Origin of the sequence: Hymenobacter negativus, from assembly GCF_016056375.1 — a bacterium.
Taxonomy (GTDB): Bacteria; Bacteroidota; Bacteroidia; order Cytophagales; family Hymenobacteraceae; genus Hymenobacter; species Hymenobacter negativus_A.
The window spans coordinates 152,973-176,224 of the sequence record NZ_JAEDAE010000008.1 but is presented as its reverse complement, the minus strand read 5'-3'; the positions used below and the strand labels follow the sequence as shown (position 1 = coordinate 176,224).

Genomic DNA, 23,252 nt, shown 5'->3' with positions numbered 1-23,252 from the left:
AAAAAAGAAGTCGGAAGAAGAGGATTACTGGCCGATGGTGCTGGCGTCGAGCTTTTGCTCCACGAAGGTTTGCGCGATGGCGAATACGGCGGTCGGCGTCAGCTGCCGGTCGAAGCCGAGCACATCGGTTCCCTCGTTAGTGGCAAAGGAGCCGGGGGTAATCAGGTCGCGCACGTAGGCGGCGTGCCGCGCCTCGACCGACACAATCTGGCCCGCAATGCCCAAGTACACCGAGCCTTTGAAAAGCTTGGCCGCGCCATTATAGGCCGCCACGCCCAGGTCCTCAAATGCCTTGGCGGCATCGAGAATGCCCAGCTTGGTATCGGTAGCGGCCTTCACACGCTTGGTGAAGTCGATGCTGTCGAATTTCGGCGTGAGGTCGGGAATGATGGTGCCGCCGAAGTCGCGGTTGATGGCCGTGCGCAGAAAGTCACGGTGAATGGCCTCATGGGTGGCCAATTTGGCAAAATACGGCACTTCGGCGGCCAGCAGTGGCGAGGTGGTGAGGGCGGCCACCTTGGCGTAGAAGGCAGCTTCGAGCTGCTCGAGGGCGTAGGCGTAGTTGAGCACGCTGGCATCGCCAGTGCCGAAGCTGACGTTGGTGGCGGCACTGCTGGGCGTGGTTTCATCCTTCGAACAGCCGGCCAGGGCCAGCGCCGTAGCCCCGGCCGTAGCGCCGGCATACATAAAGAAGGACCGGCGCTTGATGCGTGCCAGCAAGGGCTGCACCGGCTGCGGGCTTTGAGAATCAGTGGGCCGAAGCGTATCGGACATGAGAAAATAGCGTTTGATGAGCAAAAGGAGGGGCAACTGCGAAAGCCATTGGCTCGGGGCCGGGCCGGTGCGAAACCCGCAACCAGCCCATTTCCCGAAGGCTGAAGCGGATTCGGTTAGAAGATGCCGATACAAAGCTAACTCGTTGCACACCCCGGAAACGAAACCCCGGCCTCGGCGGATATTATAAACCACAAAGCCGGTCCCGCGTGTGCGGAACCGGCTTTGAAACAATTGCTGCTAAAAAGCAGCGCACTGTAGACTCTAAGACAACAATGCCAAACCACCAGCGCGCGAAGCGTCCAGTATTTCGGCGGCTTGCAGGTACTCGTCGAACGAGGCGGCGGCATCGGCAGCCGTGTACTGGTTGGCCAGAGCCGTGGTAATGGCTACACCCGACTGAGTGGTGTTGTTTTCTACCGGACTGGCAGCCGAATAAGCAGGAATGCCGTAGCTGCTGCCCCCGGCGGTAATGGAGGTGGGTGCCGTGCTGCCCGAAGTAAGGCCGCTGGTGTACACGGGATGGCTAGCCAAGTCGTCGGTGGGGCTTACCCAAGGCGTCTGGCTGCGCATGGTGCGAATGTGGGCGGCGTGGCGGGCCTCCACCGAGTGGATTTGCAGCGCCGTAGTCAACAAATCGGTGCCGATGAGTTCGCCGGCGCGGCCTTTATATGCACGCACCCCGGCGTCTTCCAGCAGCTGAGCCACACTCAGGTAGCCCGCGTAAGTGTTGGGGATGCCAGCCGGCAAGCCCTTGAAGCGTACACCCGTGGTGTCAGTGCCCGCTACGGGCTTGCCACCCATCTGGCTGATAGCACCGCTGAGAAGCTTGACGTGGGCATCTTCGTGCTTCTTAATCTGGGCAATGGCATTGGCCGGAGCACCCGTCGGAATAAAGCCGGTGGCGATGAACTGACGGTAGAAGTCGGCTTCCAGCAATTCCAAGGTCAGCGCATAGTTCAGCACTTCTACCGCAGTGGAGGTAGTGCCGGCGTAGGCTTTCTGGAAAAGTGAGCCAAGAAACAAGGGCGTGGCAGCCAGCGCGGTGCGCTTGGCCATGCTGCCCAGAGAATTAAAAACGGAGCGACGCGAATCGAAGCGGCCCATTACGTCGGCGTCTACTTCCGAAAGCTGGTCAATTATTTTGAAGAAATCCATGGCGAAGGAGAATTACAAGTGATGGAAAGGACGCTTAGCTATTAACCCCAACGTAGCTGCCGTCGAGCGTTTCCGTGATATAAGCTTGGGCAATAGCAAGCACGTCCTTGGGCGTTTTGGAATCGTCCAGGCCTGTAGTCGTGTTCACGATTTCGTCGGCCGCAAACGAGCCGGGCGTAATCAGGTCGCGGATATAAGCGGCGTGGCGTGCCTCAACCGATACAATCTGACCGGCAATAACCAGGTAGTCAGCCTTTTTGATGAGCTTGCCGGCACCGTTGTAGGCTGCTACGCCCAGGTCCTCAAAGGCTTTGGCCGTCGCCAGGATGTTGGTGCGGTCAGTGAACGTTGGGGCAGGATATTTGGGCGTGAGGCCACGAAGTACCTGGCTGCTGGCGTCGCGGGTGAGGGCTGCCTTGAAGAAATCGCGGTGAATGGCTTCGTGCTTGGCTACTTGTTGGAAGTAGGCAAAATCAGACCCGAGCAGGGTTGAGCCGTTGGATAAAGCTGCTACTTTGCTATAGAAGTCAGCTTCAAGCTGTTCCAGCGCGTAAGCAAAGTTCAATACGCCCACATCGCCCGAGCCCAGGCTGATGGCGCCACTCGAAGTAACGCTGTTGCCGGCGGGCAGCGAAGGGGTAGCGTTGTCAGAGTCTTTCGAGCAACCGGCCAGTACCAGGGCCGTGGCCCCAGCCGTAGCGCCGGCATACATAAAGAACGAACGACGCTTGATGGGAGTGTAGAGCGGCTGAGCGAACGAAGTATCGTCGGAGCCGCGGGGCTGGAGGTTGTCAGACATGAGCGTGAAGTAGTTAGGTGGAAATTGGAACCAACGGAGAAGGCAATACAATCCCGGACGGTGCCAGGAGCCCGTCTGTAATAAGATTAAACCGCAACCGTATGGGTGATTTGAAAGCAGATACGGCAACTGGTGGGGATAGGGATTGATTATGCCCGTATTTTTTGTTATGGCCCCCGCCGCCGGGTGGCAAATAATGAATTGTGGTTTTAGCCAGAATGGCTGAACCCAGCGTTTTGAGCTACTTTTAGCGGGTGATAATGCGCTAGCAACTATGGGAGGACTTTTTTGGGCATTGGGGCTGCTGCCGGGGCTTTGGCTGGCCGAATTGGGCCAGGCCCCACCGGCTCCCCCAGCCAAGCCTGGCCCGGCTGCGCCAGCCGCTCAGCCCAAGCTCCCCGCCACTAATCCGGCCGATGTAGAACTGCTGCCCGGGCCGGCCACGCTGCCCGTCACGGGTGTTTTCACGCTGGCTTTCCGGCTGCGCGGGGGCGTGCTCGACAAGTATTCGGAGTTTCCGGAACTGGACGGCTTCAAGAAAACCGGCAAAACCAGCACCACCACCACGCGCATTGTGCAGGGCCGGCGCTTCTCCGACCTCACCATTACCCAGCGCTACGTGCCCTACGGCGAGGGCGAAATCGTCATCAAGCCCTTCCAACTCACGGTGAACGGGGTGCTGCTGCGCAGCAAGGCCGCCACCGTGCGGGTGGGGCCGGCCCTGCCCAACCCCGGTTCCATTACCAAACCAGTGAACCCCACCGCGCCGCTGCAGGCCGTGGGCGACCTCGACAAGCTATTTGGCAAGCCCAAGCCGGTGCTCTACGAGGAACGCGCCGACCACGCCTTTCTGGCCGTGGTGGCCGACCGGTCGCGCGTGTTCGTGGGCGAGGGCGTGCGCGTGGGGCTGTATTTCTACCTCAAGCCCGAGGACCAAGCTCTGCTGGCCTTCCACGATTTTACCGACCAGCTGCCGCCGCTGCTGCACGAACTGCACCAGCCCACCGCCTGGCAGGAGCCCGGCCCCGAACCCAGCGTGACGCCCGACACCGTGCGGCACTTGGGCCAGAAATACCTGCGCTTCCGGCTGGCCGAAAACCTCTACTACCCCCTCACCGCCCAGCCCCTGCGCTTCCCGCCCCTGGCCCTGACGATGGTGAAGTTCAAGCTCCTGAAAAAGCCCGAGCCCGGCCAGGACAACCGCCTGGCGGGCTACAAAACCTATACCGCACCCGGCCTGGCGGTGGCCGTGCAGCCCCTGCCGCAGGCCACGCCTGGCGGCCCCGTGGCCGTGGGCCGCTTCGAATTGCAGGAAGCCATCAGCCGGACCAAGTTTCGGGTGGGCGAGTCGTTCACGTACACCTTTGGCGTGGCTGGGCAGGGCAATCTGGCGGCAGTGCTGGCCCCAACGGTGGCCGCCTGGCCTGGCCTCGACGTGTACGGGCCCGAAGTGCGCGAGGAGCCTGCGCCGGGCGGTGGGCGCAAGCTATTCCGGTACCGGCTGGTGGCCCGGCGGCCCGGCGTGTTGCCGCTGGACAGCCTGTTGCACCTGACAGTGTTCAACCCCAATACGGGCCGCTACAATGTGCTACGGCCCGGCTTGCGCCCCCTGGTGCAGGGCGTGGTAGCCGCCGTGGAACCACTGGCCCGCCCCGCGGATGACCCGTTCTACGGCCCGGCGCTGGCTGGGGCCGACACCACCATGCAGCCACTGGACGTGTACCGCGACGTGCGGCGCTATGCCGACTGGCTGCTCATCGGGCTGGCGGGCGTGGCGGCCTTTGGCTGGTGGCGGGCCGGGCGGCGGGCGTAGTTTTGCGAGGATTTATGAATGGTGCCACGCACTAAGCACCAAAAACCAAGCACCAAAAAATGTCCAATACCTTCGGCTCTCTCTTTCGCATCACCACGTTTGGCGAGTCGCACGGGGCGGGCATCGGCGTGATTATCGACGGCTGCCCGGCGGGCGTGGCCGTGGATGCCGCCCACATTCAAGCCGCGCTCGACCGGCGGCGGCCCGGCCAGTCCGACCTCACCACGCCGCGCAAGGAAGCTGATACCGTGCACATTCAGTCGGGCCTGTTTGAGGGCGTGACGACGGGCACGCCCATCAGCCTGTTCATCCCCAATGCCGACCAGCGCTCCGACGACTACTCGCACATAGCGCACGCCTACCGCGCCAGCCACGCCGACTACACCTACGACGCCAAGTACGGACGCCGCGACTACCGCGGCGGCGGCCGCAGCTCGGCCCGCGAAACGGCCGCCCGCGTAGCCGCCGGCGCCGTGGCGGCCAAGCTGCTGGCCCATTTCGGCATCGAAACGGTAGCCTACGTTTCGGCCGTGGGGGAAGTGGAAGTACCCGTGGGCTACGAATTGCTTGATTTGAGCCTCATCGACAGCAACCTGGTGCGTTGCCCGCACCCCGAAACGGCTGCCCTCATGGAAGCGCGCATCCGGGCTGCGCAGGCGGCGCACGACACCGTGGGCGGCGTGATTACGGGCGTGGCGCGGCACGTACCCGCCGGGCTGGGCGAGCCGGTGTTTGACAAGCTGCCGGCCCTGCTGGGGCAGGCCATGCTCAGCATCAATGCCGTGAAGGGCTTTGAAATTGGCTCCGGCTTTGAGGGTACGAAACTGCCCGGCTCGCAGCACAACGATGAGTTTTATACTGACGCAGTGGGGGCCGTGCGCACGCGCACCAACCACAGTGGCGGCAGCCAGGGCGGCATTTCGAACGGTCAGGATATTTATTTCCGCGTGGCGTTCAAACCCGTGGCCACGCTGCTCCAGCCCCAGCAAACCATCAACGACCAGGGCGAGGCCATCACGCTGGTGGGCCGGGGCCGGCACGATGCCTGCGTGCTGCCCCGCGCCGTGCCCATTGTGGAAGCCATGACCCAACTCGTGCTGGCCGATTTGCTGCTCCGCGCCCGTGCCAACCGAGTATAACTGAAATGATGTAGGTACATTTGCAACCTCTACGGCCCTGTCGCGGTTGTACCTTTGCAGCTGCCGCCACGGCGGCGCTTCCCCCTGATTTTAAGCCCCGAAACTATGTCTGCTGTTTCCATTTATGCCGAAGCCTCTCCCAATCCGGAGAGCATGAAATTCGTCCTCAACCAAAACCTGCTGGTGGATGGCGTGAGCGTGGATTACCCCAACCTCGAAGCCGCCGCCAACTCGCCGCTGGCGCAGGAGCTGTTCGGGTTCGACTACGTAGGCCGCGTGTTTATCGCCCAGAACTTTGTTACTGTCACCAAATCGCAGCCCGAATTGGCCTGGACCCAGCTCATCCCCGAGCTGCGGCAGTTCCTGAAAAGCTACGTGGAGGCCGGCGGCCCCATTTTCCTCGTGGACCCCGCCGCCGAGCAGAAGGCCGCTCAAGCTGCCACCGCCGGCGACCCCACCCAGCAGGAAGGCCAGATTGCCCAGAAAGTTATCGACCTGCTCGATAACTACGTGCGCCCCGCTGTGGAGCAGGACGGCGGCAACATCACCTTCAAAAGCTACCACGAAGGCATCGTGACCGTGAACCTGCAAGGCTCGTGCTCCGGCTGCCCCTCGGCCACAGTTACCCTGAAATCGGGCATCGAGAACCTGCTCAAGCGTATGGTGCCGGAGGTGCAAAGCGTAGTGGCCGAAGGTATTACGGTGTAATTGCTCGCAATTTAACGCCATCAAAAAGGCCCGCCTGAATTATCAGGCGGGCCTTTTTGATGGCGTGATGCTAAGTTATTTTAGCTGCGACTTGACCGTGAAATTTCGCGCCACCGTGAAGCCAAAGTAGATGTCGCCCTTGAAGAAATCGCCGCTGGTCTGGGGTACGAAGAATTTCTCCGTCATGCCCTGAGCGTTGGTGACGTGCAGCTGGAAAACGTGGCCGCCGGTTTCGATGTCGAACCCCGCGCCGAGGGCGTTGCGGAAGTTGTCGGCCGCGTAGCCGGGTAGCACGTAGAAATAATCGGCGGTGAGGGCAATGCGTTTGGTGAGCTTCTGGCGCAGTCCTCCGCCGATAGAATACACGTCGTTCTGCATGCCGGCCAGGGGCACGTAGTTGCGGTGGATGAGCGTGGGCATGAGCTGCAACGACAGGCCCGAGCTAACCTTGCGGGCAATCAGCACCTGGTAGGTATAGTCGAGGCGCGACGCCGTGGTGCGCTCCGTGGGCAGGGTGCCAAACTTGAGCGTGGTGATGGCTGCCGAGGCAAACAGGGTGACCGATACCGGCATGGGCCGCGCCCCGCTGGTTTGCCGCAAGGCCCGGTATTTTAGGAAGCCGTCGAAGGTTTTTTCGATGTTGCTGCGGCCGATGCCCACGGCCAGCCGATTGGTCAGGCCATACTCGAAGCTCAGGCGCAGTACGGCCTGGTCGAGGCCGAAGAAATTATAAGCGCCGCTATTCAGGGTGCCGAAGCGGTGCTGGATGAGGAAGGCCAGTGTGCCCTGGCCCGGCGTTTCGACCGACTGCGCATTGATGATGTGCGTGCCCTTGAACGTGGCCGCCACCACCTCGCGCTTGGTCGAGTCGGCGGTTTGTCTTTCGAGGTCCTGCAGCAGGTCGGTTTGGGCGCGGGCGGGGCTGGCCAGTGCCAGCAGCCCGGCCACCAACAAGCCCAGGAAGCCACGGGAAGGGTAAAGATTTTGAGTCATAAGGAAAGCAGGAAAGAAAGCGAAGAACAGAACGACGGCAACTAGCGGGGCGCGGTGGCGGCACCCACGGCCCCCGCCACGGGGTCGCAGGAGAGGGCCACGCGCACGGTCACGACCTTGGCAATGTTGTTGCGCACCAGCAGCGGAATCTCAATATTATAGTCGGCCGAAGCTACTGGAAAGGTAGCAAAGGCCAGCAATTGGCCGCCTTTCAGTTCCACGCTGGCCGGCACTTGGATGTGGTGCGTCACGCCGTGCAGGGTGAGGTCGCCTTCTACCGGCACATTGTGCGGGCCGGCAGTGGCCAATGTAGCGGCATCAAACCCCACAAAACGCCCCGTGAAGGTGGCCTTGGGAAATTTGTCCGACTCCATGTAATTCTCGTTGAAGTGCTCTTGCATGAGGGTGCGCCGGAACACAAAGCTTTTGATGGGTACGGAGAAGGCCAGCTGGCTCGTCCCAAAATCGAGAATGGCCGCCGTTTGCTGGCTTTTGGCTTCGATGTCCTCAATCGGGGTGGCCGAAAAAAACGACACACGCCCCGTTTTGGTCATGTACTTGCTCTGCGCCTGTGCGCCCGCAAGCGCAGAGAACAACAAGCAGGCTGATAGCAGAAAGAAGGAGCGTTTCATAGCAAAGAGGGGAGGGAGTGGGGTTACTGGGGTTTGCCCTTGGCATACCAGGCTTCGATGCGGGCGATGTCGCAATCCGAAATCTTGCCGCCGTCTTTGGGCATAAAATCGTAGCCGGGGGCGTGCTTGATGGAGCCCAGCAGGGTGCCCTGCGGGTAGCTGCTGATGGCCGCGTAGCTGCTGAAGTCGTTGCCGCCGCCCAGCGTGGCGTACACCGCCGCGCCGTGGCAGCGCCGGCAGTTGGCCTCAAAAATGGGAGAAATGACTCCGGCGTAGGTGATGGTTTCGCTGGGCACGTCGCAGGCCGGGGCGGGATCGCCGTGCGAGTATGTGCAACTGGCCGCCATGCCCAGCAGCGCCGTGGCCACGGCGCTCAGCAAAGCCGGCCGGATAGATACAGAAAAAGAGGCGAGAAAGGGCATGCCAAGAAGGGACAAAAGTGGAAACAACAAAAAGTGATGTGATTTTGGACCGATGCGATACACGTTCTGGACGGCCGCGGGGGCTAGAAGCCGTACTTCAGCCCGAAGAAAATGCCGCCGCTGGTCAGGCGCACCTTGCCTGCTCCCACGCCGCCCAGGGGCAGCTTGGCGTAGGGCTCGGCCTGCACGCGCCAGTGGGGGCCGAGGCTGTGCTCGTAGCCAAGCGACAGATTGAGCACGCTGAACAGGTGCTGGTTCTCGTTCACGTAGCTGCGCTCCCAGAGGTAAGTCGAGTTGTTCTCGGTGTAGTCGTAGCTGTACTGCTCGCGCTGCATGAAGAAGGAGGAGAGGCCCATAGCGCCAAACAGCCGCGCCTGCGGCCGCACCACGGCATCATAGCGCAGGTTCAGCGGCACGTCGAGCACCGTACAGGCACCGTCGACCCAGTAGAAATTGCGGGTGGCCGCTCGGGGGTAGGCGCTCCAGTCGTAGTCTTCGCGGCGGGCGTAATATTCTTTGTTGACGCGCAGCAGGCCGGTGCTCACGAGCAGCCGGTTGGTGAGGCGGTATTCGAGCACCACGCCAACATTGAGTTTGGGGCGCTCCACGTCCACAAATTTAACTGTGCTCAGGTCGGGCGCGGCCACCAGCCCAACGTAGAAATGGGGCTGCCGTAGCGGGATGGGTAAGTTGGCGGGCACCGCGGCGGCGGCCAGCAGCGGGGCTGGCAGGCCAGCCGTAGCAGCTACCTCCAGCCGGGTTGCAATGGGCACCAGCGGCGCAACTGCTGCTGCAGTCTCAGCGGCCGTTTCCGGCGCCGCATCAACTGGCGTTGCCGCGCCGGAAACGGCCGCCCGGCTTAGCGAAGGCAAGGGGCTTTCGCGATGCTGCCGGCCCGAAGCAACGGCCGTCGCGTTGGCTTCGACTGGTACTGCGGCGTGCCCGGCGGCACTGCCCGCCGTCGGCTGCTGGCCAGGGGAGCCGGCAACTGTTGGGGCGATGGTACTGATTTTCCGCGTTGCTGCGGCAGGTACTGACGTTTCGGCTGCGCTGCGCTCGTAGCCGCGGGCTTGCCGGGCTTTGCGGGAGGCAAAACCAGCCAGATAGGCCGGCCGGAGCGCGGCCAGCTTGCGCCGCCGATGGGCAACTGCCGTTGCAGGTGCAGGAACCGATGTTGTCGCAACTGATGCGGTGCTGGCAGTAGCCGAAGGCACTACCGGTTGCAAAGGCTGTGTTTCTGGGGCCGCCGCCGTGGGATTGGCTAGCGCGCTGGTGCTTGCTTCAGTATTACGAGCTTTTCTACCTGCCGCTGTCGCTGCGCTGGCAACATCCGGTTGGTCTGCGGTCTGCTGGTTCGAGCCATGCTCAGGCGTTGTGCTGCCAGCGGCCGCCATTGGTTTCGAAGACTTTTCAGCTACCTGGCTGGGCTGGGTTGGCCACAGCATCCAGCCCAGTCCAATCAGCAACACTACGGCCACTTCGGCCACAAAAAACTTCCACACCCGCCGCCGGACGGCGCGTTCAATCACGGCCTTGTCCAGCTCGGTTTCCAGCCGCAGCCAGGCATCCAGCGGGAAAGGTGTTGGTTCCGGCTCCGGCGGGTTCAGCCGTTGGAACGCGTTATCTATATCGTTATCAGACCACATATCGAATTGCTGGAGAGGGGGTAATCTGGGCCAGCATGGCCCGCAAATGGGCCCGGGCTTTAAATAAATTAGACTTGGAAGTGCCCACGGAGATATGCAGCTGCTCAGCAATTTCCTCGTGCCCGAAGCCATCAATCACATTCAGGTTGAACACCGCCCGGTAGGCGGGCGGCAGGCGCTGCACCAGCGCCAGTAGTTCGTCGTAGCTCAGCGAGTCGAGGGGCGTGGCGCCTTGGTCGGCCTGGTTCAGGGTAGCGTCGTCGAGTTCCTGCTGGTGCTGGTGGCGCTCATTGGCGCGGTAGTGGTCGATGGCCGTGTGAATCATGATGCGCTTGAGCCAGCCCCGGAACGAGCCCAGCACATCGTCCGGGTGGCGGGTGGCATCGAAGCGGTACAGGTCGCGGAAAACTTTCACGAAGCCGTCGTTAGCTGCCTCCAGGGCTTGGTCACGGTCGCGGGCGTAGCGCAGGCAAATGCCCATCGCAAAGCCGTGGAACTGGCCGTAGAGCCGACGCTGGGCCACTCGCTCCTGTCGCACGCAGGCAGCCAGCAGCTCGGACAGCGGCGGTGGGGCAGAATTAGGTGGGGAAATGTGCAGCATCGATGGCAGGTAGCAGGCTTCTTATTAGACCACTCGGAAGGTAAGCAAATTCGGTTGCTTCGATACAAAAAAAGCCCGGCACAGGGCCGGGCTTTCTCAGAATGATGCAGGGCGTTTTGCGTCCTGATAAGGGAATTCGTTACACGTTGGCCGTGCTCAGCTTGGGTGCGTCGCCGGGCAGGCCGGTCACGTCCTCGCCAGCAGCCTTGCGCTCACGCTCCTCTTTCTTGCCGTAAGTGTCAAGAATAATCGGGGTGGCGATGAACAGCGACGAGTACGTGCCGAAAATCACGCCGATAATCATGGCGAAGGAGAACGAACGGAGGGTTTCGCCACCAAACACGTACATCACGAACACTACCAGGAACACCGTGGTGAACGTAATCATGGTGCGCGAGAAGGTCGAGTTCAGGGCCGGGTTCACCACCTGGGCAAAGGTCAGCTTGGGGTTCTCGCGCAGGTACTCACGAATCCGGTCGTAGATAACCACCGTGTCGTTCATCGAGAAGCCGATAACCGTGAGCAGGGCGGCCACGAAAATCTGGTCCATCTCGTAGTTCAGGCCGAAGAGACGGGCAATCGGGAAGGCCGCAATCACGAGCAGGGCATCGTGAAAGAGGGCCACCACGGCAGCCATCGAGTACTGCCACTTCTCGAAGCGGAACAGCACGTACACGAAGATGCCCAGCAGCGTGAGGCCCAGAGAGAGCACCGAGGTGCGCTTGATGTCGTCGGCGATGGTGGCACCCACTTTCGACGTCGACTTGATAACCGGGGCATCAGCGCTGTAGGCCTGCAAGCCCTGGTTGAGGGCGGCTACTACCTTTTGGTCGGCGGCCACGCTCTCATCTTCGGCTAGGTAGCCGGTGGTGATGCGCAGGCGGTCGGGGGCGCCGTACTGCTTCACTTCGAGGCCAGCGCCTTCAAACACGGGGCGGATTTTGTCGGCCACGTCGGAGGCTACCATCGTTTTGTTGAAGTCCACCACGTAAGCACGGCCGCCTTTGAAGTCCACGCCCAGGTTCGGGCCGCCCTGCACAAACATCAGCACGAAGCCGAGGATGATGAAGGCCGCCGAGAAGGTATAGGCAATTTTGCGCTTGCCCACGATGTCGAAGTTCAGGTTCTTGAACAGGTTGCGCGAAATGGCGGTGCTGAAGGTCATCGGGTGGTTTTCGTTGCCCTTCACCATCCACTCAATGATGAGACGCGACACGAACACGGCCGACAGGAACGAAGTCAACACGCCAATACCCAGCGTCACGGCGAAGCTTTGCACCGGACCCGTGCCGAAGAAGCCGAGGATTACGGCAATCAGCATGGTGGTCACGTTCGAGTCAAAAATAGCCGAGAACGCACGCGAGTAGCCTTTGTTGATGGCATCGGTGAGGATGAGGCCGTGGTCCAGTTCTTCCCGAATTCGTTCGAAAATCAGTACGTTGGCGTCCACCGAGGTGCCCATCACCAGAATCAGGCCGGCGATGCCGGGCAGCGTGAGGGCCGTGCCAAACTGCGCCAGCACGCCCAGAATCAGGAAGATGTTGAAGAGGAGGGCGATGTCGGCTACGATACCGGCGCGGCCATAGTAGAAGGCCATGAACAGCATGATAATCACCACACCGGCCAGCGACGAATACAAGCCCTGGTTGATGGCTTCTTTGCCGAGCGACGGACCTACCACGGCCTCTTCCACAATGCGCGTGGGAGCGGGCAGCTTACCGGCTTTCAGCTGGTTGGCCAAATCCTGGGTGTCTTCTACCGCGAAGCTGCCGGTGATGCTGGTGCCCCCGCCCGAAATCTCGCTCTGCACCACGGGGGCCGAGCACACGTAGTTATCCAGCACCATGGCCACCTGCTTGCCAATGTTGGCGGCGGTCATTTTCTGCCACTTGCGGGCACCCGAGGGCGTCATGCTCATCAGCACTTCGGGCTGGCCGTTCTGGCCGAGGTCGGCGCGGGCATCGCTCACTACTTCGCCGCCCAGGGGGGGCACGCCGTCGCGGGTTTTGCGCACCGGAATCAGCTCCAGGTACTCCTGCTTGTCGATGGTGGTGGGCTTCAGGCTCCAGAGCAGGGCCAGGGTGGGGGGCAGGGTAGCTTTGGCTTCGGCCGAGTTCAGGATTTTGTTCATCGCCGAGGTGTCGCGCAGGTTCACGCCCAGACGGCCGGGCATGGTGAAGAGCTTGGCGAGGGCACCGCCCTTGTTGGCTGTGGCCGAGTCAGCGGCCGATTTGCCGGATTTGTCTTTTTTGGCGAGCTGGGCAGCCAGCGAGGTCGAATCGCCAGCGGCGGCGGTAGCGGTAGTGTCGGTGGTAGCAGCGGGGCCGGCTTTCGCAACGGCGTCCTTGGCTTGCAGCTGCTTGTCGAGGGCCACCAGGTAGGGGCCGATTTCGTTCTGGTTCCATACTTCCCAGAACTCCAGCTTGGCCTGGCCCTGCAGCAGTTTGCGCACGCGGTCGGGGTTGTCCACACCGGGCAGTTCGATTTGCAGACGACCGGTGCCTTTCACGCGCTGGATGCTGGGCTGGTTCACGCCGAACTTGTCGACGCGGGTGCGCAGGATGTTGAACGAGCGGTCGATGGCTTCCTCAACTTCCTTGTCAATCGCGCCAATTACCTTCTCATTCGAGGAGTTGATGTCGATGTTGCGGCTCTTGTTCGTCGTGTTAGCGAAGATGCTGGCCAGGGGACGGCCGGCGGCGTTCTGCTGCCAAGCCTGGGCGAAGAGAGCCGTGAATGGCGTGCCCGAGTTGGTCTTCTGCGCTTCTTGGGCATCGGCCAGGCTCTTGTTGAAAGCAGGGTCCTTGCTGTTGCCGCTCATGGCGCGCACAATTTCCACCGGCGAAACTTCCAGCGTCACGTGCATGCCGCCTTTCAGGTCAAGGCCGAGGCCGAGCTCGCTCTGGCGCACTTCTCGGTAAGTGAAGGGGCCGTACACCGGCGCCCGCCACACCGAATCGAGGTAGTGCTGGCGCTGGGCTTCGTCGAGTTTGCCGTTTTTGGTGGCATAAGCCACGGCTTTCTGCTGCACCCCGCGCGAGACGTAGGTGAAGAACAGGAAGTACGCGCACAACGCCGTGACGACGAGGGTGAGCGCGATGATTAATCCTTTGTTACGCATTATTTAGAAGTGTTGAGATTTGAATGTTGAGGGTTGAATTCCCGTGTTTGAAAGCGGAGAATAAGCGAAGCGAAAAAAAGAGGATTGACTGTTGCGTGAGCCATCAGCCATTCGGCGAATAGTCATTCAACATTCAACCCTCAAAACTCAACACTTCATTATGGGGCCTGCGGCGACAGGGCCACGGCCAGCAGCCGCGCCCGGAAAATCTCGCCGGCGCGAATGCCCGCCAGCGGGCGCGGTGCGGCCAGCTGCCAGCGCAGCGTGGGCAGCCAGGTGGCCGCAGTGGCCGGCAGCGGCAGCCAAGCCGTGCCCAGCGGCGCCACAAAATGCTTGAGCGAGGCCGTAGCCTCCAGCAGCACCTTTTGCTTGACGACGGTGGCGCGGGTGGGGGCGGCCCAGGTGGTTTCGGCCTTGCCCACGGGGCGCAGCACGCTCACGGCCCGCTGGTTCAGGCCCAGCACCAGCAGCACCGTGGCGGCAAGCCAGGCGAAGCGGAGCGAAAACCAAAAACGAGCAATCAGTTGGGACATGGCGGCAAACGGGGTCTGCAAAGATACCAATTTGGCGCGAATGGGCGCAACGAGGTTGCTGGCAGCTCCAAAAGCTGCCTCATTATGCTGGAAATGAGGTTGCAAATCCCCTTGCCTCCGTTGCCCAATCGGCATCTACTGGCCGTTGGCTGCCGGCGGGCACACCCACCGCGACAGGCGCTCGCCCCGCCGCACGGTCAGCTCCACGGAATAGGGGTGCTTGCTGATGGAGTCGCCAACGTGCAGGTATTCGCCCAGGCTGCCATCCTGCCGGAGTAGTTCCTGGCCCGGAACCGGTGCGAAGTCGTCGAAATCGTACCGGGTGGTCGTCTTGTCGTTCAGGAAAAAGAAATGGGTACTCTGAACCTGAAAGACACCGCTGACGCGGCCTTTCAGCGCCGTATCAGCGGCCACTTCTGTGAGCGGGAAGCGTTGCCGGATGCCGTACGAAACTCCGATGTAGGCAAACAGCGCCACCACGCCCAGCGCAAGAGTAATTTTGGTAGACATGCCGGCAATATAGCGCCCGCTTACTTTAGCGCCTCAAACGAATACTGCGCATCGGCCCAAAACGCATCCAACGCCATGAGCCGGGGCTTGAAAAACGAAATAAGCGCCGGCCAGTCGTCGCGGCTGAACAGGTTCACGCCGGGCAAGTCTTGGTAGATGCGGCTCAGCGGCTGGCCCTGCGCGTCGGTGGCGTCGGCCTCCCAGGTCCAGGTTTCGCCGAGGGTTTCGTGCAGCAGCGTGCGCAGCTCAAGAAACTGCTCCCAGAACAGCTCGCGGATGCCCGCGTCGGGGTGCGTGAGTTCGATGGCAATACTGGCCTGTCGTTTATCGGCCTGCATCCGAAAATACACGTGCTTGAGGCCCGTCTTGTAATTTATCCAATTAGTAGTGTCGCCCTCGGCCGAAGGAATCGGGGCCATGTATTGCCCAAAAGTTGTCCAGAACGCCTGGCGCAATTGGGTGATTTCTGCTTTGCTATACATTCTTTAGGGCGTGATGGTAGGAGGGTATGGGGGCAGGAGTTTTTGCAATAGTAATAACTCCCGCCCCCATACCCTCCTACCATCACGCCCTAAAAATTCTTGCCCTAACAACTACAGCGGCGTGGCCCACCAGCCGGCTTCGTTGTTCTGAATGGCCACGCCACCGGCGTTGTGGTAATACTCCTGCACGCACTCCCGGAAGCCGGGATTGTAGGTGCTGGCAAAGCACACGGCGTGGTCGGCGGTGGGCAGCGGGCCGGTGTGCACGGCAAACACGCTGCCGCGCTCGGCCTTGGTGATGATGAGGTAAGTGGTGTCGGTGAGCTTGCGGGTCGAGGCTTCGAACGCTTCGTCGTATTCCTTGTCGGGCGTCACGGCCACGCGCAGGGCGGCGTTTCCCGGCGGGTGCTGCAGCACGCCCGATTGGCCGTTTTTATCACAGCTGGTCAACCCCGCCACTGCCAGCACCACTAAGTAAAAAGAACCTTTCATCGTTGTAGGAATAGGGTGTAAAAGAGGGTTATACGGAGTAATTCAACGCTGGGCCAACTCAAGCCGGACGGCCGCAAATGCGATTTATGCGTCCAATATAATCTATTTTAACTGCTACTTTGATGAAGTTGACAAAAAAGATGAAACGGCTATGGCCGGCCGCGGCTATGCAGCGCGACCGGCCATAGCCGTTTTAGTCTTCTCAAAGTACCTTATTATTCCGCGTTCACCTTGGTGCGGAGGAAACCCACCAGCACCTCCAATCCGCGCTCAAAATGGCGGTTATTGGGTATCACAATGTCGGCGTAGTGCTTGTAGGGGGCGATGAACTGCTCGTAGGTGGGGGCTACGTGGTGGGTGTAGCGGTAGAGCACGTCGGCCAGGTCGTAGCCCCGCTCGTCGCGGTCGCGGATGATGCGGCGGTGCAGCTTCACATGCTCCTGAGCATCGATGTAGACCTTTAGGTTGAGCAATTTGGCGATTTCCTCGAAGTGAAACACGAAAATGCCCTCCACCACCACAATGGGCGCGGGCCGAAACACCAGCTCCTGCGGCGTCACGGCGGCATTATTGAAGGTGTATTCCTTGCGGCGTACCTCATTGCCCTGGCTGATGCTGAGCACATCGGCGGCATAAGCGGCGGCGTCGATGCTGGCGGGCAGGTCAAAGTTTTCCACCCCCATGTCGTCGCGCAGCTGTTTTTCGCGTGGGTGGTAGTAGTTGTCCTGCGAGATAAGACAAATCTGTTCCTCCGGGAATGCTTCCAGCAACCGGCGCAGGAAGGTGGTTTTGCCAGAGGCGCTGCCGCCGGTAATGCCAATTAAGTAGGGGGTCTGCATAGCAGGCAAAGGTAGTTTGGGGACAGGGAATATGGGAGAGGGAGGAAGAAGAAGCAGTATGTTGATACACCGCTAGGGTACGATGGGCCTTATCCTATGCCGTATCCCGCTTCCCGTATCCCCTATCCCCTTTTCCTTATTCCTCATTCAAAAAAGCTACCAGCCCGGCCACAGCCCGTGCCCGGTGACTGATGCGGTTTTTTTCGGCCCCGCTCATTTCGGCAAACGTGCGGCCGTCGCCCTCGGTGGGGGCAAATACGGGGTCGTAGCCGAAGCCGGCAGTGCCTCGCCGGTCTTCCGTGATAACGCCGGCTACCTCGCCCGCAAACTCGTGCATGGTGCCGTCGGCTCCGGCTAGCGCCACCACCGTGCGGAAGCGCGCCGAGCGGTCGGGCTGGCCGGCCAGCTCCTGCAGCAGCTTGGCCACGTTGTCTTCGGCCAGGCGCTGCGGGCCGGCATAGCGGGCCGAATACACGCCCGGCGCACCATTCAGGGCGGTCACTTCCAAGCCGGTATCATCGGCGAAGCAGGCCACGCCGTAGTGTTGGCGCACGTATTCGGCTTTCTGGCGGGCGTTGCCTTCCAGCGTGTCCTGGGTTTCGGGCAGCTCTTCGTGGCAGCCGATGTCGGCCAGGCTCAGCAGCTCAAGGCCGGCCGGCAACAGCGGGCGGATTTCATCGAGCTTGTGGGCATTATTAGAGGCGAAGCAGAGGCGCATGGTAGTGGAATGGCGGGTTAGTGGATTGTCAAAAATGGCATAAAAAAACCGCGTTTGCCATAACGCGGCTTTTGCATGAGAACTAATCCACCACTTCACAAATCCATTAATCCGCAATTTACCGGAACATCGACTTGATGGTGCCCCAGGAGCGCTGCACGGCGCTGGGCGTGCCGGCCAGTACGGTGAGGTAGCTCTGGTCGGCCCCGGGGCCGCGCACGGTGAGGCGGTAGGTGTAAGGCCCATTGCCGGCCGAAGGCGGCGCGGGCGTGGTGCCGCCGGTGGTGCGGTACACGTTGGCGTCGAGGTACTGGTAGTGCCGCATGCCGGTGGCAGCGGTGGTATTCACCACGGTGTAGCTGGATTCAGTAGCGCCTTTGCGGGCCAGCTCGAAGCCCGTGACGTCGGTTTCAGAATTCACTTCCCAGTCGACCCGCACGATGGCACCGGAATAGGCCGCCGTGAACACCGTGAGCGTGGCTGCGTACACCATGGCGGCGCTCCACAGCACCAGCAGCAGCGCTACGGGGCCGGAACGGCGCAACAGACGGCGAACGGGTATAGGTTTCAGCACGCGCAACGGGCCGGCTCTGAGTGCGGGCCGAATTCAAATGTACAACCTTTTCAGAAAGTCAACAAGCTCAGTCGCACGGGGTGGCGCGGCCGGCTGCGGCGAAAATATTGGACGCAGAGTTGGGTATTTCCGAGCTAAGCCGTACTTTTGCAGTCCCTTCCGCAAAATCGGCAGGGTTCAACCGGTAAAAACCGACCTCTCGATATGAAAAAGGACACCCACCCCGAGTACCAGGAAGTCGTATTCCAGGACTCCTCTTCGGACTTTAAGTTCATCACCCGCTCGACGATGAAGCCGACCGACACCATCACGATGGAAGACGGCAAAACGTACCCGCTGGTGAAAATTGAAGTAAGCTCTGCTTCGCACCCCTTCTACACGGGCAAAAACATGTTCATCGACACGGCCGGCCGCGTGGAGAAATTCCGCAGCCGCTACGCCAAAAAAGAGCAGAACAGCACCAGCAAGTAATTGCTATTTAGTAGCTGCTAGCTCTTGGCTGTTAGCCGTTAGCTTTTCGAAAACTCCTTTCGGTTTCGCCGGAAGGAGTTTTTTATTGCCCGTGGCGAAAGCCGTAGCCGTAAATTTGTACCTCCTGACAAACGCTAACAGCTAATGGCTATTAGCTAAGCGCTTAAGAAAAATGCACGTTCTCCTGTTCGACGACCCGGCCATCCGGCCGCACCTGCTGCCTTTTACCTTCACGCGGCCCGTGGGGGCGCTGCGCTGCGGCATTCTCACCATTGCCGAGAAGTGGCAGCGGCACCTGGCCGCGCCCACCGTGGGCTACCTCACGCAGCCCTACCTGCAGGCCAAGTTCCCGGTGTGCGCCGATGGCGTGGTGACTGGCCCGGCGTTGGTTATCAACGGCGCCGTGTGCCCCGATGCGGTGCTGGTGAAGCAGGTGCTGGCGCTGCAGCCCGGCCAGGGCCTGTACTGCGACGAGCTGCTGGTGGCGGCCCACCTTGCCGATGCCTCGCTGGTAGCCGAGCTGGTGCAGGATGGGCTGAAAGAGGAAAAGCAGGTGGCCGAGCCCGTGACGGTGATTGACCGGCCGTGGCAGCTGTTTCTGCGCAATGGCGTGGAAATCCGCCGCGATTTCGCGCTGCTCACTAAAGGCCGCACCTCGCAGCCCGTGGGCGACGCGCACACCATTGTGTACGGGGCCGAAAATATCTTCATCGAGGAAGGCGTGAAAATTCGGGCCGCTATTCTGAACGCCGAGGACGGCCCGATTTACCTGGGCAAGAACTCGCAGGTGCACGAGGGCGCCATCATCAAAGGCGCGCTGGCGTTGTGCGAGGGCTCGCACATCAACGCCGGGGCCAACATGCGTGGCGACAACACCGTGGGCCCGTTCTCGAAAGTGGGCGGCGAAGTGGGCAACAGCATCCTGATGGGCTACTCGAACAAGGGCCATGAGGGCTACCTCGGCAACTCGGTGCTGGGCGAGTGGTGCAACCTGGGGGCCGACACCAACACCTCGAACCTCAAAAACAACTACGCGCCCGTAAAGCTCTGGAGCCACGCCACCAAGCGCTTCGTCGACACCGGCCAGACTTTCTGCGGCCTGATGATGGGCGACCACAGCAAGTGCGGCATCAACACCATGTTCAACACCGGCACGGTGGTGGGCGTGGGGGCCAACATCTTCGGGGCCGGCTACCCGCGCAATTTCATCCCGAGCTTTAGCTGGGGCGGCGCAGCAGGCTTCGAAACTTTCCAGTTGCCCAAAGTGAACGAGGTGGCCGAGCGCGTGATGGCCAGGCGTAATCTGCCGTATGATGCGGTGGAACGGGGAATTATGAAGGTGGTGTTTGAGGTGACGGCCGAGGACCGGATTTGGGAGAAGGCAAAGTAAGATGAAGCCTTACCGCGTCGAATACGTGCAGCTGGCTGGCTGGGAAACCGATGAGGTAGGCCTGTGGCTCGCCGAAAACGACGATTGGCTCTTGCTGCGCGCCATTCCAAACGATTACCGAATCGACGGCTATGTTTTATTGGTAAAAGAGCACATTGTATCTCGTAAGCCGCATCGGGACCGCAAGCAAGTCGAGCAGGTGCTAAAGCTGAAAGGCGTTCAGCCAACCTTGCCCTCGAATTTTGCCTTTTTGGAATTGGTTGATATGATGCGTTGGGTAGAGCAGCATTATGGCTTGGTTGAATTCACAGATGAGGAAGAATGCACGTTCTTCGGCTGGGTGAATGAGGCTGACGCGGTGCATTTGTGGATGGATACGTTTTCACCAAACTGCACCGTGCGGGTGCGCGACAATGGCAACCCACCCTTCGTGCTTTCCGAAATCCAGCTGCTTCGCTTCGATACTGATTATTCCAACTCGCTCAAGCTACTCTGGCAGCACAAGTCGTGTCAGAAGCTCCTGAAGCCAAGCGTCAATTAAGCCGTGCTGTTCCAAGACATTCCCAACCAGTCCGCCGTCAAAGCCCTGCTGCGCCAGTCGGTGCAGCGGCAGCACGTGGCGCACGCCCAGCTTTTTCGGGGGCAGGAGGGGGGCGCGGCGCTGGCGCTGGCCCTCGCCTACGCGCAGTTTCTGAACTGCGAAGCCCGTGCCGCCGATGCCGATGACAGCTGCGGCCACTGCCCGGCCTGCACCAAAATAGCCAAGCTCGCCCATCCCGACCTGAACTTCATCATGCCCGTAACCACCACCAAAACGGTGATCAAGGACGCGGTGAGCAGCAAGTTCATGGCAGAATGGCGGGCCTTCGTGCTCGACAATCCCTACCAGGGCCTCAATGACTGGATGCAGCACATTGGGGCCGAGAACAAGCAGGGCAACATCAGCAAGGACGAGGCCGTGCAGATTCTGAAGTTGGTAAGCCTCAAAGCCTTTGAGGCGCGCTTCAAAATCGTCATCGTCTGGCTGCCCGAGCTCATGCACCCCGCCGCCGCCAACGCCGTGCTAAAGCTGCTGGAGGAGCCGCCGCCCGCCACCATCTTTCTGCTCGTGAGCCACGCGCCTGAGCAACTGCTGCCCACCATCATCAGCCGGGTGCAGCCGGTGGTGGTGCGCCCGTTTTCGGAAGACGACCTCACGGCCTACCTGCGCGATGTCTACCACGTGCCCGAGGTGAAAGCCCGCCAAGTGGCCCAGCTAGCCGAAGGCAGCCTGGGGGCGGCCATCGCCAGCCGCGACGCCAATGCCGACCACGACTACTTCGAGTTCTTCGCGAAGTGGATGCGCCAATGCTACAGCCAAAAAGCGGCCGATATCATCAAGCAAAGCGAAGAGTTCCAAAAGCTGGGCCGCGAAAATCAGAAGGAGCTGCTGAGCTACTCGCTGGGCCTGCTGCGCAAGGTGCTGCTGTTCGGCATCGACCCGAAATTTGTGCCGCACCTGGCCAATGGCGAGCAGCAGTTTGTTACCGGTTTCGCGAAATTCGTGACCCCTCGCAACGCCGATTTATTAACCAAAGAGTTGACCGACGCCCACTACCACATCGAGCGCAACGCCAACGCCAAAATGGTGTTTGTGGATAGCTCGCTGCGACTGGGCGGCTTTCTCAAGGCTTGAGTGTTGAATGCTGAGGGGTGAATGAGCTGCAGTGGCTGATTCAACTTCTCGCGTGAATCACTCAACGCTTAACCCTCAACCCCCAACCTTTTCCGCATGACCATCCGCCTTGCTACCCGCGCCAGCCGCCTCGCCCTCTGGCAGACGGAGCACGTTGCCCACCTGCTGCAAAAAGCCGGTTTCGAAACCGAAATCGTGCCCATGCAAACCACCGGCGACGCCGTGCAGGACCGCAGCCTGGCCAAAATTGGCTCCAAAGGCGTGTTCACCCAAGAGCTGGAAGCCAGCCTGTTGCGCGGCGAAACCCACCTCGCCGTGCACTCGGCCAAGGACGTGCAAAGCAGCATCCCGCGCGAGCTGGAGCTGCTGGCCTTCCTGGAGCGCGAGCAAGTGAACGACGTGGTGCTGAGCTACGACGAGCATTTCTCTCTCGATAAGCCGGGCATCGTGCTGGGCACCAGCAGCACGCGCCGCAAGGCCCAACTGCGCCGCTTCTACCCCCACGCCGAAACTGCCGAAGCCCGCGGCAACCTCCAAACCCGCCTGCGCAAGCTCGAAGAAGGCCAGTTTGATGCCTTGGTACTGGCTTTCGCCGGTGTGCACCGCATGGGCTACGAGCACCTGGTGCGCCATACGCTGCCGGCCCACCAGTTTGTGCCCGCTACTGGCCAGGGCAGCATCGCCATCGAGTGCGCCGCCGACCTAGATGAAGCCCTGAAAGCGCGCCTCAAAGCCGCCCTCGACCACTCCGCCACCCATACCTGCCTGCTGGCCGAGCGCGCTTTTCTGCACACCATGGAGGGCGGGTGCAGCATCCCGTCCTTCGCCCTGGCCACCCTCGAAGGCGGCCGGCTGCGCCTGCATGGCGGCCTCATCAGCCTCAACGGCGAAGAGTACGTGGAGGAAATTCAGACCGTCGAAACCACTGCCGAAGCCCAGGCTTTGGGCGTATCGGTAGCCGATGCCGTGCTGGGACGCGGCGGACGCGAAATCCTGGCCAGCATCCGCGAGCACCGCGGTTAAGGGCAAGCAGCCCGGGCGCTTGGTCGGGGCCTGCAAATCCGTGTAGTTTTGGGGCCTTATCCCCGCATTCCTGATTTATCCTTTTATGAAATCCTTTCTTTTTTCTTGGGCTGGCACCGTGTTTCTGGCCCTGCTGTGGCTGACCTCTCCCTCGTTCGCGGCCGATAAGCCAGCCAAGCCCGTCAAGCATAAGGGCAAGGATGAAGTCGTGACCATCACCACGGCGCAGGGCGTTATTCGCCTGGTCTTGTTTGATGACACGCCCTTGCATAAAGCCAATTTTCTGAAAAAAGCCCAGAGCGGATTCTACAACGGTACCAGTTTCCACCGCATCATCGACGGCTTTATGATTCAGGGCGGCGATGCCAATTCCAAGGATGCCGACCCCGGCAACGACGGCCTCGGCCAGCCCAACGAAGGCACCATCCCGGCCGAGCTCGCCCCCGGCCATAAGCACAACTACGGGGCCGTGGCCGCTGCCCGCATGGGCGGCCCGGCCGGCACGCCCAGCAGCATCACCCAGTTTTATCTGGTTGAAAACCACGACGGCGCCCACTTCCTCGATGGCCAGTACACCGTATTTGGCCAGGTAATCCAGGGCCTCGACGTGATTGATAAAATTGCCAAGCTCCCGAAAGACGGCCGCGACCACCCGCTGGGCGACGCCAAAATGACCATGAAAGTGGAGAAGCTGAAACGCAAAAAAATCACGAAGGAATACGGCTACACCTATCCGTAA

At 60.9% G+C, this 23,252-nt stretch carries 25 protein-coding genes; 9 read left to right on the top strand and 16 right to left on the bottom strand.

Going from position 1 to position 23,252, the window contains the following annotated elements; all coding sequences use genetic code 11:
* Positions 1-24: 24 nt before the first annotated feature.
* The 3 genes from I7X13_RS16575 to I7X13_RS16565 all read right to left on the bottom strand — a co-directional run bounded on the left by I7X13_RS16575 (position 25) and on the right by I7X13_RS16565 (position 2,731).
* Complete coding sequence (locus I7X13_RS16575; protein WP_198076325.1) at positions 25-774, bottom strand: ferritin-like domain-containing protein; 750 nt, start codon at positions 772-774, stop codon at positions 25-27.
* A gap of 264 nt (positions 775-1,038) precedes the next feature.
* Positions 1,039-1,932, bottom strand: coding sequence for a ferritin-like domain-containing protein (locus I7X13_RS16570; protein WP_198069918.1), 894 nt, complete (start codon positions 1,930-1,932; stop codon positions 1,039-1,041).
* Between the two features lie 34 nt (positions 1,933-1,966).
* Complete coding sequence (locus I7X13_RS16565; protein ID WP_198076324.1) at positions 1,967-2,731, bottom strand: ferritin-like domain-containing protein; 765 nt, start codon at positions 2,729-2,731, stop codon at positions 1,967-1,969.
* A 274-nt stretch (positions 2,732-3,005) separates the two neighbouring features.
* Between I7X13_RS16565 and I7X13_RS16560 the strand changes: the two genes are divergently transcribed.
* From I7X13_RS16560 to I7X13_RS16550, 3 genes are all read left to right on the top strand, one after another.
* The gene (locus I7X13_RS16560; protein WP_198076323.1) at positions 3,006-4,544 is read left to right on the top strand and encodes a BatD family protein; all 1,539 of its coding nucleotides are present in this window, start codon (positions 3,006-3,008) and stop codon (positions 4,542-4,544) included.
* Positions 4,545-4,603: 59 nt separating this feature from the next.
* Positions 4,604-5,683 (top strand): chorismate synthase, encoded by a 1,080-nt coding sequence (aroC, locus tag I7X13_RS16555; RefSeq protein ID WP_198076322.1) that lies wholly within the window; start codon positions 4,604-4,606, stop codon positions 5,681-5,683.
* Between the two features lie 105 nt (positions 5,684-5,788).
* Positions 5,789-6,391, top strand: coding sequence for a NifU family protein (locus I7X13_RS16550; protein WP_198069922.1), 603 nt, complete (start codon positions 5,789-5,791; stop codon positions 6,389-6,391).
* Between the two features lie 75 nt (positions 6,392-6,466).
* Here I7X13_RS16550 and I7X13_RS16545 read toward each other — a convergent pair whose 3' ends face one another.
* From I7X13_RS16545 to I7X13_RS16485, 13 genes are all read right to left on the bottom strand, one after another.
* On the bottom strand, positions 6,467-7,384 hold the full coding sequence (locus tag I7X13_RS16545; protein WP_233454819.1) for a DUF5777 family beta-barrel protein: 918 nt from the start codon (positions 7,382-7,384) through the stop codon (positions 6,467-6,469).
* A gap of 41 nt (positions 7,385-7,425) precedes the next feature.
* Positions 7,426-8,016 (bottom strand): YceI family protein, encoded by a 591-nt coding sequence (locus I7X13_RS16540; protein WP_198069923.1) that lies wholly within the window; start codon positions 8,014-8,016, stop codon positions 7,426-7,428.
* A gap of 23 nt (positions 8,017-8,039) precedes the next feature.
* Positions 8,040-8,438 (bottom strand): c-type cytochrome, encoded by a 399-nt coding sequence (locus I7X13_RS16535; RefSeq protein WP_198076321.1) that lies wholly within the window; start codon positions 8,436-8,438, stop codon positions 8,040-8,042.
* 83 nt (positions 8,439-8,521) lie between these two features.
* Entirely contained in the window at positions 8,522-10,084 is a 1,563-nt protein-coding gene (locus I7X13_RS16530; RefSeq protein ID WP_198076320.1) for a porin family protein, read from the bottom strand.
* Entirely contained in the window at positions 10,074-10,685 is a 612-nt protein-coding gene (locus tag I7X13_RS16525; RefSeq protein WP_198069926.1) for an RNA polymerase sigma factor, read from the bottom strand. Before I7X13_RS16525 ends, I7X13_RS16530 begins: the two co-directional genes overlap by 11 nt.
* Positions 10,686-10,824: 139 nt before the next feature.
* A complete protein-coding gene (gene secDF, locus I7X13_RS16520) occupies positions 10,825-13,806 on the bottom strand; it encodes a protein translocase subunit SecDF (RefSeq protein WP_198069927.1) in 2,982 nt (993 codons plus the stop codon).
* A 158-nt stretch (positions 13,807-13,964) separates the two neighbouring features.
* Positions 13,965-14,339: a hypothetical protein gene (locus I7X13_RS16515; protein ID WP_198076319.1), complete on the bottom strand. Its 375-nt coding sequence runs from the start codon at positions 14,337-14,339 to the stop codon at positions 13,965-13,967.
* Positions 14,340-14,474: 135 nt separating this feature from the next.
* Positions 14,475-14,849: a hypothetical protein gene (locus I7X13_RS16510; RefSeq protein ID WP_198076318.1), complete on the bottom strand. Its 375-nt coding sequence runs from the start codon at positions 14,847-14,849 to the stop codon at positions 14,475-14,477.
* 20 nt (positions 14,850-14,869) lie between these two features.
* Positions 14,870-15,331, bottom strand: coding sequence for a DUF4268 domain-containing protein (locus I7X13_RS16505; protein ID WP_198069930.1), 462 nt, complete (start codon positions 15,329-15,331; stop codon positions 14,870-14,872).
* Between the two features lie 111 nt (positions 15,332-15,442).
* Positions 15,443-15,823, bottom strand: a complete 381-nt coding sequence (locus I7X13_RS16500; protein WP_198069931.1) for a hypothetical protein — start codon at positions 15,821-15,823, stop codon at positions 15,443-15,445.
* A 215-nt stretch (positions 15,824-16,038) separates the two neighbouring features.
* On the bottom strand, positions 16,039-16,662 hold the full coding sequence (locus I7X13_RS16495; RefSeq protein WP_198069932.1) for a uridine kinase family protein: 624 nt from the start codon (positions 16,660-16,662) through the stop codon (positions 16,039-16,041).
* A 136-nt stretch (positions 16,663-16,798) separates the two neighbouring features.
* Positions 16,799-17,380 (bottom strand): RdgB/HAM1 family non-canonical purine NTP pyrophosphatase, encoded by a 582-nt coding sequence (gene rdgB, locus I7X13_RS16490; protein WP_198076317.1) that lies wholly within the window; start codon positions 17,378-17,380, stop codon positions 16,799-16,801.
* Positions 17,381-17,498: 118 nt separating this feature from the next.
* Complete coding sequence (locus I7X13_RS16485) at positions 17,499-17,924, bottom strand: hypothetical protein (RefSeq protein ID WP_198076316.1); 426 nt, start codon at positions 17,922-17,924, stop codon at positions 17,499-17,501.
* 234 nt (positions 17,925-18,158) lie between these two features.
* On the opposite strand from I7X13_RS16485, the gene I7X13_RS16480 reads away from it, so the two are divergent.
* The 6 genes from I7X13_RS16480 (at position 18,159) to I7X13_RS16455 (ending at position 23,252) form a co-directional block, all read left to right on the top strand.
* A complete protein-coding gene (locus tag I7X13_RS16480; RefSeq protein ID WP_198069935.1) occupies positions 18,159-18,425 on the top strand; it encodes a type B 50S ribosomal protein L31 in 267 nt (88 codons plus the stop codon).
* Between the two features lie 172 nt (positions 18,426-18,597).
* Entirely contained in the window at positions 18,598-19,815 is a 1,218-nt protein-coding gene (locus I7X13_RS16475; protein ID WP_198076315.1) for a GlmU family protein, read from the top strand.
* A gap of 1 nt (position 19,816) precedes the next feature.
* Positions 19,817-20,356 (top strand): hypothetical protein, encoded by a 540-nt coding sequence (locus tag I7X13_RS16470; RefSeq protein WP_198076314.1) that lies wholly within the window; start codon positions 19,817-19,819, stop codon positions 20,354-20,356.
* Positions 20,357-20,359: 3 nt separating this feature from the next.
* Positions 20,360-21,490 carry a DNA polymerase III subunit gene (locus I7X13_RS16465; RefSeq protein WP_198076313.1) on the top strand — a complete coding sequence of 377 codons (1,131 nt, stop codon included), beginning with the start codon at positions 20,360-20,362 and terminating at the stop codon, positions 21,488-21,490.
* A gap of 96 nt (positions 21,491-21,586) precedes the next feature.
* Positions 21,587-22,513, top strand: coding sequence for a hydroxymethylbilane synthase (gene hemC / locus I7X13_RS16460; RefSeq protein ID WP_198076312.1), 927 nt, complete (start codon positions 21,587-21,589; stop codon positions 22,511-22,513).
* An 85-nt stretch (positions 22,514-22,598) separates the two neighbouring features.
* Positions 22,599-23,252 carry a peptidylprolyl isomerase gene (locus I7X13_RS16455; RefSeq protein ID WP_198069939.1) on the top strand — a complete coding sequence of 218 codons (654 nt, stop codon included), beginning with the start codon at positions 22,599-22,601 and terminating at the stop codon, positions 23,250-23,252.

Coding starts and splice junctions, on each gene's coding strand:
- I7X13_RS16575 (WP_198076325.1), bottom strand. CDS start 774: ATGTCCGATACGCTTCGGCCCACTGATTCTCAAAGCCCGCAGCCGGTG.
- I7X13_RS16570 (WP_198069918.1), bottom strand. CDS start 1,932: ATGGATTTCTTCAAAATAATTGACCAGCTTTCGGAAGTAGACGCCGAC.
- I7X13_RS16565 (WP_198076324.1), bottom strand. CDS start 2,731: ATGTCTGACAACCTCCAGCCCCGCGGCTCCGACGATACTTCGTTCGCT.
- I7X13_RS16560 (WP_198076323.1), top strand. CDS start 3,006: ATGGGAGGACTTTTTTGGGCATTGGGGCTGCTGCCGGGGCTTTGGCTG.
- aroC (WP_198076322.1), top strand. CDS start 4,604: ATGTCCAATACCTTCGGCTCTCTCTTTCGCATCACCACGTTTGGCGAG.
- I7X13_RS16550 (WP_198069922.1), top strand. CDS start 5,789: ATGTCTGCTGTTTCCATTTATGCCGAAGCCTCTCCCAATCCGGAGAGC.
- I7X13_RS16545 (WP_233454819.1), bottom strand. CDS start 7,384: ATGACTCAAAATCTTTACCCTTCCCGTGGCTTCCTGGGCTTGTTGGTG.
- I7X13_RS16540 (WP_198069923.1), bottom strand. CDS start 8,016: ATGAAACGCTCCTTCTTTCTGCTATCAGCCTGCTTGTTGTTCTCTGCG.
- I7X13_RS16535 (WP_198076321.1), bottom strand. CDS start 8,438: ATGCCCTTTCTCGCCTCTTTTTCTGTATCTATCCGGCCGGCTTTGCTG.
- I7X13_RS16530 (WP_198076320.1), bottom strand. CDS start 10,084: ATGTGGTCTGATAACGATATAGATAACGCGTTCCAACGGCTGAACCCG.
- I7X13_RS16525 (WP_198069926.1), bottom strand. CDS start 10,685: ATGCTGCACATTTCCCCACCTAATTCTGCCCCACCGCCGCTGTCCGAG.
- secDF (WP_198069927.1), bottom strand. CDS start 13,806: ATGCGTAACAAAGGATTAATCATCGCGCTCACCCTCGTCGTCACGGCG.
- I7X13_RS16515 (WP_198076319.1), bottom strand. CDS start 14,339: ATGTCCCAACTGATTGCTCGTTTTTGGTTTTCGCTCCGCTTCGCCTGG.
- I7X13_RS16510 (WP_198076318.1), bottom strand. CDS start 14,849: ATGTCTACCAAAATTACTCTTGCGCTGGGCGTGGTGGCGCTGTTTGCC.
- I7X13_RS16505 (WP_198069930.1), bottom strand. CDS start 15,331: ATGTATAGCAAAGCAGAAATCACCCAATTGCGCCAGGCGTTCTGGACA.
- I7X13_RS16500 (WP_198069931.1), bottom strand. CDS start 15,823: ATGAAAGGTTCTTTTTACTTAGTGGTGCTGGCAGTGGCGGGGTTGACC.
- I7X13_RS16495 (WP_198069932.1), bottom strand. CDS start 16,662: ATGCAGACCCCCTACTTAATTGGCATTACCGGCGGCAGCGCCTCTGGC.
- rdgB (WP_198076317.1), bottom strand. CDS start 17,380: ATGCGCCTCTGCTTCGCCTCTAATAATGCCCACAAGCTCGATGAAATC.
- I7X13_RS16480 (WP_198069935.1), top strand. CDS start 18,159: ATGAAAAAGGACACCCACCCCGAGTACCAGGAAGTCGTATTCCAGGAC.
- I7X13_RS16475 (WP_198076315.1), top strand. CDS start 18,598: ATGCACGTTCTCCTGTTCGACGACCCGGCCATCCGGCCGCACCTGCTG.
- I7X13_RS16470 (WP_198076314.1), top strand. CDS start 19,817: ATGAAGCCTTACCGCGTCGAATACGTGCAGCTGGCTGGCTGGGAAACC.
- hemC (WP_198076312.1), top strand. CDS start 21,587: ATGACCATCCGCCTTGCTACCCGCGCCAGCCGCCTCGCCCTCTGGCAG.
- I7X13_RS16455 (WP_198069939.1), top strand. CDS start 22,599: ATGAAATCCTTTCTTTTTTCTTGGGCTGGCACCGTGTTTCTGGCCCTG.